The 12,123-nt window shown below is 51.0% G+C and carries 11 protein-coding genes; 1 reads left to right on the top strand and 10 read right to left on the bottom strand.

Features of this window, described 5'->3' with window-relative positions:
* Positions 1-128 precede the first annotated feature (128 nt).
* The 6 genes from CFX1CAM_RS02850 to CFX1CAM_RS02825 form a co-directional block, all read right to left on the bottom strand.
* Positions 129-1,451: a glycoside hydrolase family 1 protein gene (locus tag CFX1CAM_RS02850; protein WP_087861566.1), complete on the bottom strand. Its 1,323-nt coding sequence runs from the start codon at positions 1,449-1,451 to the stop codon at positions 129-131.
* A 130-nt stretch (positions 1,452-1,581) separates the two neighbouring features.
* A complete protein-coding gene (locus CFX1CAM_RS02845) occupies positions 1,582-3,081 on the bottom strand; it encodes a hypothetical protein (protein WP_087861565.1) in 1,500 nt (499 codons plus the stop codon).
* Between the two features lie 118 nt (positions 3,082-3,199).
* Positions 3,200-4,546 (bottom strand): hypothetical protein, encoded by a 1,347-nt coding sequence (locus tag CFX1CAM_RS02840; protein WP_087861564.1) that lies wholly within the window; start codon positions 4,544-4,546, stop codon positions 3,200-3,202.
* Positions 4,546-4,971 (bottom strand): hypothetical protein, encoded by a 426-nt coding sequence (locus CFX1CAM_RS02835; RefSeq protein WP_087861563.1) that lies wholly within the window; start codon positions 4,969-4,971, stop codon positions 4,546-4,548. Before CFX1CAM_RS02835 ends, CFX1CAM_RS02840 begins: the two co-directional genes overlap by 1 nt.
* Before the next feature lie 102 nt (positions 4,972-5,073).
* Positions 5,074-5,274, bottom strand: coding sequence for a hypothetical protein (locus CFX1CAM_RS02830; protein WP_087861562.1), 201 nt, complete (start codon positions 5,272-5,274; stop codon positions 5,074-5,076).
* A gap of 2 nt (positions 5,275-5,276) precedes the next feature.
* Positions 5,277-5,780: a hypothetical protein gene (locus CFX1CAM_RS02825; RefSeq protein ID WP_087861561.1), complete on the bottom strand. Its 504-nt coding sequence runs from the start codon at positions 5,778-5,780 to the stop codon at positions 5,277-5,279.
* An 18-nt stretch (positions 5,781-5,798) separates the two neighbouring features.
* Here CFX1CAM_RS02825 and CFX1CAM_RS02820 point away from each other — a divergent pair, with 18 nt between their 5' ends.
* On the top strand, positions 5,799-6,014 hold the full coding sequence (locus tag CFX1CAM_RS02820) for a hypothetical protein (RefSeq protein ID WP_087861560.1): 216 nt from the start codon (positions 5,799-5,801) through the stop codon (positions 6,012-6,014).
* 114 nt (positions 6,015-6,128) lie between these two features.
* Here the strand turns inward: CFX1CAM_RS02820 and CFX1CAM_RS02815 are convergent, their stop codons facing one another.
* The 4 genes from CFX1CAM_RS02815 to CFX1CAM_RS02800 form a co-directional block, all read right to left on the bottom strand.
* Positions 6,129-8,063: a phage major capsid protein gene (locus tag CFX1CAM_RS02815; protein ID WP_087861559.1), complete on the bottom strand. Its 1,935-nt coding sequence runs from the start codon at positions 8,061-8,063 to the stop codon at positions 6,129-6,131.
* A gap of 124 nt (positions 8,064-8,187) precedes the next feature.
* Positions 8,188-9,591 carry a hypothetical protein gene (locus CFX1CAM_RS02810; protein WP_087861558.1) on the bottom strand — a complete coding sequence of 468 codons (1,404 nt, stop codon included), beginning with the start codon at positions 9,589-9,591 and terminating at the stop codon, positions 8,188-8,190.
* Between the two features lie 5 nt (positions 9,592-9,596).
* Complete coding sequence (locus tag CFX1CAM_RS02805) at positions 9,597-10,589, bottom strand: glycoside hydrolase family 25 protein (protein ID WP_087861557.1); 993 nt, start codon at positions 10,587-10,589, stop codon at positions 9,597-9,599.
* Positions 10,590-10,592: 3 nt separating this feature from the next.
* A complete protein-coding gene (locus CFX1CAM_RS02800; RefSeq protein ID WP_087861556.1) occupies positions 10,593-12,122 on the bottom strand; it encodes a hypothetical protein in 1,530 nt (509 codons plus the stop codon).
* Position 12,123 lies beyond the last annotated feature (1 nt).

Here is a 12,123-nt window from a genome sequence, read left to right as displayed (position 1 = left end):
TTATAACTGAATTTCCATCGGGAGTAAGAATTGTGGGGGTCATGCTTTCAGCCTCCATGCAGGTGCAGTTCACAGAAAGGGTTTCCCTTTTCTGATTTCTCCAACCCTGGCAAGCGTTCAAGCGTGATTCATGGGAACAGCGTCTGCATAGCCTCAGGAGCATACCTGGCTGTGACCTCAGAAGAAATCCCATTGATGCGGCAAATTTCTTCGTAGAGTTCAGCACTGGGACGGCGCACCCGCGCCTGGGTCTTCTGATTCAGTTCCCACAGGCCAAACCGCTGAGACCAGCCACGTTCCCATTCGAAATTATCCACCAGCGTCCAGTAAAAATATCCCTCTACCGGGTAATTGTCGTTGATCACCCGCCACAAGGCATGCAAGTGCTCCACAAGATAACGCGGGCGCAGCACATCTTCGCGATCCTCAACCCCATTTTCAGTGATAATCATCGGCACCCCGAATTGATTTCCCCACTTCACGCACTCAACCAGACCTTGCGGATCGTGCGCGATGAACCCGGTTTCACTCAGCAGGGAATCTGGGCGGAAAAAGCGGCGTGCAAAAAACTGATCGGGCGCAAATGGATTAAACCGTACATACTCGCCGGTGTAATAGTTCAAACCCAAAAAATCCTGTGTTCCGGAAACCCGGTCTAATTTTTGCTTTTTGCCCAGAGCCTTGAACGTGCCCGTATGCAGTGCCTGAACAAACACATTGTTGAACAGGTGGTGGTGAAGTTTTGCCATCCAGCGATCCCAGGGCCATTGGCTGGCAGGTTTGAAACCCCGGTAATTGATCGCAGTTCCAACCCGCGCCTCGGGTTGCAGTTCGTGAATCACATGGTAGGCTCGAGCATGCGCCAGGACCATATGTCGCAGCACATCCAGCGCGATTTTTACATCCTGCTTTCCGGGCGGGAAAACGCCATCGATATAAGCGTTGAAGGCAAACACATTGGGCTCGTTAATGGTCACCCACAAATGGCAGTAGGGCTTGAGTGCGGCGACCGTTTTTTCGACAAATTTTGTAAACAGCTCGATGATTTCCTCGTTCTCCCATCCGCCCATCTCTGCCACCCATAAAGGTTCGCTAAAGTGATGCAAGGTCACCATAGGCGTCATCTTACGGTCTTGCAAGCCGATCAACATCTCACGGTAACGGTCCAGCGCGTTTTCATCCCAGCGATCCGGCGCCGGTTGAATGCGACTCCATTCGATCGACAACCGGTGCGCGTTCTGTGCGCTCGCCTGGGCACGATCAAAGTCTTCACGCCAGCGTCCGCCCCACCAATCACAAGCCAAACCAGATCGGTCACGATTTAGAATCCGGCTTTCTTCCTGCTCCCAGGCAAACCAGGTATTGTTCGTGTTATGTCCTTCAACCTGGTGCGCTGCCGTAGCGGTGCCCCACATAAAGCCCTTTGTGAAATAATAAGTGCCCTTTACCATAATGCTTCACCTCACCAAAAGATCACCATGAAATTTTATGCTTTTCCTGTTCCTGTTGTTATAGGGCTATTTTACCCTTGAGCTGGGAAATTCCGTCGATCAAATCTCATGAGATTTTCAATATCTTCGATCAGGAATTAAGAAAAGTGTAATTGTCTACAAAATAGTGGGGGGTCCTAAAATTGTCGAAGGGGGGGGCAAAATAATTCGTGCCTGAAAGAATGGCATATTCACCAATGGGGGGCATATATGGGGGGATGGGGTGGTTAGAGGGGGTAAAGAACTGTCCCTGGGGGGTCATATAAGCTGAGGGAAGGTTGGGTTCTGGAGCTTCATAAAAAGTCAATCTACGGTCTACATCTACTTTAGCTAAAATTAATCTCTGGTTTACAGTCCCAAGATTCATCAAGCGAATAATTTCATCGAAGGCGTTGTTATGATTGTCGTTATAAGGGCAAGCTATCACACCTGTAGATAAGCTGTGGATAGAAGTGAAGAACTGTCCAAGACTTGTGGATAGATTGTTGATAATTTGCCCTGTGTCCTGGACGGTCACGATTCTAAAATACATACTGGGGAAAAACATGGGCATGGTTACGGATGCCAGGTTTTTCCAAGTCCCATCATAGTATTTGCCATACATACGAGGCTGATTAAAGTTACGATTCTCGTCTAATCTGATTGTAAAATATGCTGAAGCGTCCAGGCCGTCGGCTTCAAGGACTATCCAATAACGAGTGGAAGCAGATAAAGGAACTGGGTTTACAAATTCAAACTTAATCCAATCAAAGTGAATTGGGATAGAGGCACCAGGGACGGCTTGCGATGTCCCTACTATAGTTGCTGTGGGTGAAACTCCATCTGAAGTGGTGATCTTTACTTTGAGATTTGCTGCAGGGTTTCCGACTTTACGGAGCATGAAATAAACATATTTAACGGATTCATTGGCTAAGGTCATAAATTGGTGACCAACAGAAGTGATTGAAGATGTTCCAAAGTTAAAGGCTCCAGGCCCTGGACCATGATTGGCATAATAACCTGACAAGTCCTGGTAGAATCGCCATGATAAGGTGCTAAACCACCCACGACACAAGAGGGTCACCTGGGTTAGTCCATGTTTAGAGTAAGGCATAAAGGCAGTTTTGGGCTTGGCTGACTGTTCAAGGAAGGTATTCCTAAGGGCCAGGGCAAAGTCATCATCTATACCTATACGGTAAAGGACGCGTTCTTTAATCCCATATTCGGACTGAGAGATACCATTGTTAGCAAAAGGGGTTTCAAGCAGGGGTGAGGAAGCGGTATTGTCGGGTGATATGTAAGAATAAATGACTTTAACCTTATTAAAAAGCTCATCTAAAGAGAGTTTGAACTGGGTTCCCTGGTGATTGATGTGGATCTCAGCAACAAAGCCCCACCAAACCGGATTAGAAAAACAATTCGAAACAATTAAAGGGGCACGCAGTAAAGAGAGTAAGGAAAAGACCTGATCGGAAGGGATGGAAGCTGAAATAGAGGCTTCATCGGGTCCGCCCTGGGCTTTCCAGGAGAGTTTGACGACCTGAAAGGTGAAGGGCAGGGGGGGGATGGGGTCGAAGGAGCGAGATTGAAAGACTGTGTTAAGCTGGATCATGGTTGGTACCTATTGATGCGCTGCTTGGAGATTGCTTCGCAGGCTCGCAATGACATAAGCGAATGGAGATTGCTTCGCAGGCTCGCAATGACAAAGAACTTAGAACTTAGAAGGTAGGTCATAGTAAAGCATAACGGGGGTAGTAGGATACATTGAGCAGGGAATAATGGGAAGGTGGCATGAGATTGTTATCATCTGAAACTGCAAAAAAGAGGCGGTTAATTTGCTGCGGGTAAAGCACCAGGGGGGGGCCTATGCGTGAGTGGGTTACGGATTCACCAGTTAAAGCGGTGTCGCGAAAGCCATGCCGTGAAAAGGCAGAATCGTCAATGAAGAGGGCATCAGTTTTTACGGGGTGGAAGGCGTAAAAAATAGCACCAGGGTTAAAGGGGAAGAGGGTTAGATAATCGGTGGTTATGGTAGTTGCAGCGCCTGATTCACGCAAGGCCTGAATGTAAAGGACCAGGGGTTGGGGGGCGGCTTCTTTGAGCAAGGGACCTGGGGGTAGGTTGAGGGATGGGAGCAAAACATAACCAAAGCCAGGGGGCGAATGTACGGCTTCGGTAGTGTGAATGACTGAGGTGCCTTGAATTACCTGGAGCCTGAAGAACAGATCATTGTAAGCATGGGGGGCAAAAAAGCGAAGCAAGGGGCGGTAATTGAGGGCAGTAAGCTGGGCCAGGTCGTTAGAAGTGAGGGTAACTGAAAAGGCGGTAGACCAAACAGAAGGGGCAAAAGTAAGTGAAAGATAACCACCTTTGATCGCACTTGCATCCATGGTGAGGCCAGCAGCGGATGCGATGGTGCCAAAGTAGAAGAAAAAGGGATTAAAGCCGTTAAAAGTGGGGTGGTAGGTTAAACCGATAAATAAATTGGTTAAGTTTACAGAAGCGGTTACGGGTTTGAGTTCAACACGGATTGGAGCTGGAAGGGATGTTATAAAGTCGGAAGGATCGACCCATACGGTAGAATCAACAGTATTATAAGTGTGATTGTAAAGATGATAATCCCACATAGTGCCACCGGCAGCATATAAACCTTTGACACGAAGGGGGGTTTTGACACCCTGGAAATAATTAGGGCGGGTGTAGTGAATGGTGATTAATTTAGAACCTTGAGACTGGCGAAGATAAGAACCTGGATTAGCTGCAAGGACTGGATCTAACATAAAGGCAAAAAAATAATGGCCCCCATTATCGCGCTGGAAGCGCAGGGCCAGGGGGGCATTTACAACACCATCACGGGTAAGGGCGCCATAGTGAAAATAAGCAATAAGATCTGCAATAAAGGATTCAATTTGGGCTGAAGTGCCTTTAAGTTCAATTTCGATGTGTTCGGATACGAAGGGATCTGCGCTGAAATTGAAATAGCAGGTGGCTTTAAAAGCGGGGGCTGATACAGAAGCCCCATGAATTACGGTAAAAACATTACGATTTCCGGCGCTACCGATTGCGATTTGGTGCATTAGAAGCCGCCTTTTTCGACCCAGTCCCAGGCGGAATGAGGGGCGGATTTAGATAACTGTTTAAGTCTCAGGTCAACAAAGTTGAGCATGGCACGAAACTCAGAAGCTGCGTTTTGCGCATGGGTGGCCAGGTGGGGCAAGATGCGGGGCTCAGGGGTGTCTTCTTCAAAGCGACCTACGGAGCGGAAGATTAAGGCATGGGCTACGGCACCTTTGACCAAAACATATAGATCTTCATCAGCAACATTGGTTGTAGTAGCTGAATCAAGATCTTTTAGAGTGAGTTCTTCGCCATAAACCCTGCCCAGGTCGAGGAGCGCTGCACGCAGGGCTTCATCAAGAATGGTAGTTGACCAAATAAGGTTGGAAGTGTCCATTAAATTGATTTCGACTTGATCACGGATGGAAGAAAGAGTAGGGGGCATGGTAAATGACCTTTCTTGCTAAAAAAAGCCGCAGAAGCCCTGCAAGGGGCGTTGCGGCGGCCGTGGGGGGCTCACCTACAGGTGGCCCCCCATGGCCAGGGCTTATTTTTTAATGTTCATACGGCTCAGGCCATCTTCGAGGGCGGTGCCCAGGATATAAGAGACAAGAACCAGAACGACTGCGAGGATCTGCTCTTCGGATAAAGGAAAATTGGGTAAATAATGGTTTACAAAAACCATGGCTAAACCGACCAGGGCTGCCCAAAATTTACGGGACCCGAAAAGGAACTTGAACTTATCCATGACTATAACCTGAGGGTGAAATAAGCGATCGCACCCATATTATTGTAAACAGAAGTAGCGGCTGCAGTAACTTCAATACAGAGGTGATACACCTCATTGGCTGCAGGAAAAACAGGGGTGGTGACAAAGCAGGTTAAATGATGATCATCGGCTGCATAACATTTGGCGGCAGTGTCATGATTGGAATCAAGGGTGGTTGGAACAAGGGACGCTGTAAAGCCACCCGTAGGATTAAGTTTTTGTTTAACCAACTTTACAGTAAAGGCGGTACATGCAGCGGTAGTGATTGAATAGTTATAGTCAATTTTTACCAGTTTCGAACCCTGGGTTAATGTTGAAGAACCCAAAAGAGGAACAGGTATAAAAAGTTTAAAGGATGCAGCAGCAGCGGTGCGAGTATCATAAACAATATTGGAATCAAAAGTAGGCGTCCAGGTGCCTGCAGATTTAATGTAGGCAAGGGGAGAAATTGGAATTGAGATATCGGTTAAGTGAGTGTATCCCATGGGAAGATCCTTTCAAAATTGGAATTAGAGATTGCTTCGCAAGCTCGCAATACCCTGGCGGGCACGAGTGACAAAGCTGCTGAATGGGTGCCTGGGCAGCGCTCCACCTGGGCAGCATGGCGAGTGCTGCCCAGGGGTTGGAGTGAAAGGAGAGAAGCGATGGCGGCGCATGGCGAGGGACCGGAGATTGCTTCGCAAGCTCGCAATGACAGATTAAACATTGTTTTTGTGTAAAGGCCTGAAATCATTACTCCTCTCCGCTGCGCTTCGCCCCCTCCGCTTACGCTTCGGGGGTTTCGCTGCGCTTCGGGAGTAGGAGATTCTAAAAAACCTGGTAAAGCGAAGCGATTAAACATTGCTCTTATGCAGGGGGCGGAAATCATTAACCCATACGGCCAGGAAGTGACGGACCTTGAGGCGGTGTTCATCATTCATAAACACGGCTGGAGAAAGTTCATCGCCTGCGGTGTAGATTTCGGGCATGATGCCAAAGCGTTCACCGACAAAGATTGCGGGAGCGACTGCGGGGTCGCACACGGCTGCCCAGTCGTCGGCGTCGGTCCATTCGGGGACGGTGATTGGGACGGCGGAACCCTTGAGGATGTTGTCGTAGGTATAGTTTTCTTCGCGAACAAACTCACCTTTGAGCATTTGCCAGGCGGTGTTCTGGAGCGCCCTGGGCACAAGGCAGAATTTGGGATTAATGGCCATTTTAGGACCTGTACCATAAAGCCCGGCCTCGTTTTTGATGAGCATGGGTTGATTGTAGACTGCCTGGCAGGCAGCGTCCCAGGCGGTAATACTTAAGGCGGTGGTGAGCAAGTTTTTATGGCCACCTTTGGTGGTAACTGCGGTGTTATTGAAAAGCTTGCCTGAATCGGCCATGGTGGGGCCGGTGCCTGATGCTTGGGTGAAGATTTCGGCAACTAGTTTTGAGATTTTACGCAGACCTGCGCTGCCCAATTCCCTGGCATAAGCTTTGAGCTTACGGGTTTGGTCGCGGTCAATCAATTCCAGGGTGAGGGGGATATAACCACCATATTTGACGAAGGAAGCGGTCTCAGGTGAATCGCCGACCAGGAGTTCGGTATATTCGGCACCCTCGGCAACAACAGGAAGGTCGCCCACGGTACCAATAAGAGTGCCGGTGATATCGTTGAGACTGGTGAAGTGTTCCTGGGTGGTGATATGCTGCCACCAATCATAACCTGCCCTGCCTAAAAGCTGCCATTGCTGAGCAACAATTTTATTAAGGGCATTTTTGACCAGGCCAGTAAAATCGGCGGTAGTGGCCAAGTGCACATGATCAGGATGGAAGCCCCCATGCATTTCACGATCACCGGTCAACATCAAATACAGTTCACGGATACCAGAGAGTGGGGGCACGGATACGGCTTGGAGCTTTTCGGAGCGTTCGATACCAAAGAGGTCATCTACGGCTGCCTGGAGCTTATCGGCTTCATCGAACATGTGAGAAATACGGGGGGGTCCCTGGACGGTTTGGGCTGCCTGGAGTTCAGACAACATGGTACGGTGGGATTCGATGGAAGCTTCGAGCTCTTCAGTTGTGAAGATTTTGCCCTGGAAGGTAGAGCGGATTTGATCGGTTACGGGTTTGGGCAGGTGTGAGGCTGCTAAACTTGTTTCGAGCAAGTTTGAGCAAATTTTGAGCATGGCCTGGTTTACCTGCTGTTCTTGTTCAGAAGGTAAAGCAGGGGAGATATTCGGTTGTGGGGTAGGATCTTGCGATTGATTCATAGTGATTTCCTTTTTTCGTTGTAAAATTCCCTCTTCATTCCATGCCTGGAGTGCAGCACGGAAGGCACCACCACGGGCAGGATTATAAACCAGGTCAAGCGAAAGCACTTTTGTAATTTCGGTTACTTGCTTGCCATTGGCTTTGAAGAGTACATCGGCAGAGAAGCCAATTTTAGGGGGTTTTTCAGATTTGAGAACTTCTTTGCCCAGGGTAGACAAAAGCTGGCCACCCTGGCCCAGGGGGTGAAGGGTGGCGGTGATGCCCTGAGCTTCAGGATCCCAGGCGGGGTCGACCACATGACCGGCCAGGTCTTTAAGGGAGTGTGGGATCCAGGAGTGGTCGATAAAGCAGGGAAGGTTATCCCAGAGGGCAAGGGATGCCTGAAGAACTTCAGGCGGGAAGGTCCACCCGTTGCCGATACCTGAAGTAATGCAGGTGATATGGAATTTGCCATTGGGCAGGGGATGGGCTTCGGCAGAGAGAAGGGCTTGGTGTTGGGTAAAATATGGTGGTTGTTCGTTCATAAACTTATCCTTTTTTTGATAAGCGGCTGTAGAGGGAGATTGCTTCGCAAGCTCGCAATGACAAATTTGCTGTGCATGGAGATTGTTTAGCTGGTAGGTGACCGTTCATGGCTGGTTATTGATGTTAAGAGGTTTTAATTTTCGGCTCGCCGGTGATCGGATCTACAATTTTTGAGGAAGGGGTAGTTGATACGGGGCTGGGCACCCGGGTATCTTTCCCGGTGCCCTGGGCCAGGATTTCGTCAATATCGCCTGATTCACCGGCGAAGCGGTAAGTAATTCTGAGTAATTCGCGCCTGGAAATTAAGCCCATGTCGTAAAGGCGTTCAAAAGCGTTGAGAATGTTTACAGTTGAGATAGAATGAGAAACATTATCACGGGCTGAAATATCGGCACCGACAATTTGCAGTTCTGGGGTGGGTGATACGGCATAATCGACCTGGGCACGGCGGCTAATTACAACAGAGAGTAAATCGTATAAAAGCCAAGAAAAGAACTGCTGGCGCTGTTCGAAGCGGCGGAAGGTAGGGCCACCGGCGGCTTCGGCGGTGGTGCGGGTGGCTGATTCGGGCTCGGCTAGAAAGTGCATGGGAAGGCCAACAGCTGCGGCAATATATTTTTTGAGTGCCAGGCCATCGGCGGAAGCGTCCAGGGCTTCGAGCTTAGGAGAAATAACGGACCAGGTTTCGGAAGCGTCGGTAACAAGGACGGAACCTGGGGTGGGGGGGGTGGCTGCGAGGGTGACCTGGCGGGCTTTGCGGGCTTCTTCGGACACGAAGGAACCGGTGACCACATATAAAAAGGCGTTACGGAAGCGATTGAGGCGTACGCGATCTTCTAACCAGGCTGAATAACGCTTAAGCCAGGGGAGGATTGGGGATAGATCGGGCTCGCCCCACTGGGCCCCGGCGGGGCGGTTGATGGCATAATGAAGCACGACTTGAGGGAAGGACCCATCGGGAAGGGTAAAATCATTATTAGGGATGTAGGCGGGGTAGGTGTGAGATTCAAGTTCAGCATCTGCTTTGGTGATAAAAAGCACGGGCTGTTCAATATCGTTTGGGCTGGAAACAATTTGATCAATGTTTGCTGCGGGCAGGGAGCGAACAAAAGTCATGCCTGTTTTGTCGGTATTGAGCAAAATAAATAAGTTCCCAGTGCGGGTGAGTTCATCACAGAGTTCAACTACGCGTGAGCTCATGCGGTTGAGGGGGTGCTGCCAAAAGGCATCAATAAAATTTTTAGTTTTGGGATCGGAGCATTTGATATCGAAGCCCGAACCGACCACATATTGGGAAGTAAGCTCTACAATTCGCCTGGCCAGGGGTGAATCTCGCCAGGCTTCGAAGCATTGCTGGAAAACATCATAACGGTTATACTCGAGGCGGTCGCGGTCGGTTTCGTCAAAGCGGCGGGACCCAATAAAGAAAGTATTGTCATTTTCGACCACTTCAAAAGCTTCCCTGGTGGAATTAGTGGCTGAATTAGAGAAAAGTAACTTGAAGAATTGAGAGAAGCGATTTGGCATGAGTATTAACCCTTAAATTTAGAGAAATTACCTTTGTGGATAAGCCAAGAGGGCATAAGCGACTGCCCTGGGGCCTGGGCGGGGGACGGGGGACGGGGGTCTTCAGCTTTTAGCTGGGTGCGGTGAACAGGATTTTTATTATTGCCCTGCCCTGGCTGCTGAAATTTGCCACCAGTGCAGGGTAGATCGTCCAGGGGGCAGGTTACGGGTTTGAGATTAGAAGCCCCATGGATAAATTCGAGTAACTGGGAAGTTGTGCCATTAAATCGGTTGTAGTCCATGTAATAGAGGGCGGGGGCGCCGATGGACGGGCCGCGCTGGGTGGTTTGATGGATAAGCCAGGTATTAACACCGATGGGGAGCAAGGGGGGTGGATCTTTTTCTGGGGTATAGAGTGGGAAGGGCAGGGAAACTTTATACTGAGCAAGCCACCAGAGGACGGGGGGCAGGGCTGCAACATTGAGGAAGCGATTCACCCAGAGGGCACGGGAATAAATAAAGGGGGTGCGATCGGTGCGGCGGTAGATGATATTGAGGGCATTAATGGTGGTTTGGGTGATTTTAGATAAAGTTAGGCCGTGGTCGAGCTCCAGGTCGAGGACCAGGGGGGTAATATCGAGGTTGGCATTGCCCAGGATGCGAAAGAAATTATCCATTTGGCGGGCTGCGTCTTCACCAGGGTAAAGAACATGGTAGGGGAAAATTACGCGATTGATGCGCTGGGCTTCAGAGAAATAGAAATTAAACCAGGGATCTTGATAACCCCAAGAGATACCGACACGGATACCAATAAATGATACAAAGGGGTCATGGGCTGCGATGGTATCGAAGTTTACGCGTTTTTTACCATCGGCTGAAGTGTTATAACGGGAAATATCAATGCCGAAAGGGAGCTGTGAATCATCCGAATCCTCGTCTCCAGGGAGTGCAAACACAGCCTGGTCGACGATCAGGGCAGCATCCTGAACAGGGTTTATTGCAGTGGCGGTCAAAGTCATTTTTTAAAATCCTTTCATCTCGTCAAGGGGATCCGTTGCGGGGACGATCGCCGCCGTACCGGGGGCAGACCAGGCTTGCCGGTCCAGGACGCCCAGCAGTGCAGCCGAGACGACCAGGTCGTCATGCACCAGTTCGCCCGAAGCCAGGTCGCGGGTGCCATCAGGGACACCCCAACAGATGCGTTTGTCGGGTCCGGTCTGGATCTCATACTGGCAGTGCGCTAACTGGTTGAAAAACAGCGCCTGCAATTCATTCAATGCATCGGGACCTTCTGCAGCGGGTGTGTGATCCTGCAGGCGACCGCTGTCGATCAATGCCAGGAACGCCCAGCCAAGGTCGGATTTGGTCTTACTGCTGAAGGTGAAGGGAATCACCCGCCCTCCCAGCACCTGGATGAGGAAGGAGGTCAGCCCCGCGCCCACGCCGGTTGCATCGCACACCAGGTAGCGGATCGACCAGTCGGCAGCTAGGCGCGTGATCTCACTGAACAGGCTGCTGTGCTTCACCCCCACCCACAACCGCCGGTGAACGATCCGGTAGGTCGGCAGGGGACAATCCGGGTTGACCATCGTCGTCAGATCCACCTGCGCAATCGTCAGTGCGGTGGCATCGCGAGCGCTCCTGACCCGCAAAATCTCGCCCAATCCGCCCCCTTCATCCTCGCCAGCCAGGTCCAGCGTCATGACGTACAACTGCCCGGGGCGGGCGGTCAAATGCGGTGGGTGCCCTCCTCGCAGCAAAGCCATCCGTTCGGGTGAGAACAGCCCGCCCTCGGCGTCGAGATCCTCGGAGAAATACTGGGTGCGCACCATGGGGTGATTGCGCCCCAACCGCCCCACCTGCTCGGCGACGAACCGGCCATAGGCGGGCACCTCGCGGGCGATAGTGGCGCAATCCAGCCGCCAGACGCGTTGGATGCCGTCCTGCCGCTGGACTTCCCGCGCCACGGCTTCCTCTCGCGCCAGCAGGGTATTCGCCGTCCAGGCGGTGCCCCACAAGACCCGCGTGGCATGCGTGGAGGCTGCCATCGGCGCGATTTCCTTATCGAATTTATCGGTGTGGATATCCTGGGCTTCATCGATCGAGAGCAGCAGATCAGCCGTCGCGCCGACGATATTAGACGTGGGCGATCCCGATAGAAACGTCAGTCGCGCCCCCTCCACCTGGTAAACATGCCCGTGATGCTTTTTCCAGCGGTCTTTGATGAGGAGGTTGGCGTTCAACACCGTCTCCAGCCGCGACATGGCATTGACAGCCTGCGGCTTCCACGTCGGGGAGACCTGCACCATCCCGCAACGCTGACACGAAAACAGCGTCAGCAGATAGGCTTGTAACTGCGCCTGGAGCTCGTTCTTACCCGACTGGCGCGGCAGGATCACCACGAAGGTCAGTCCCAGGTTCTCGATCACCGAGCGCACCACAGCCCGCGCCACATCGACCTGGTAGCTGCGCAACTGCAGTCCGCTGGTATAACTTGCAAAGTGAACCACGTCTCGAGCCAAAATCTGCAACCGGGGATCCAATTCAGCCAAG

This window comes from Brevefilum fermentans, assembly GCF_900184705.1.
Lineage (GTDB): Bacteria > Chloroflexota > Anaerolineae > Anaerolineales > Anaerolineaceae > Brevifilum > Brevifilum fermentans.
This window is presented reverse-complemented; position numbering and strand designations above follow the sequence as displayed.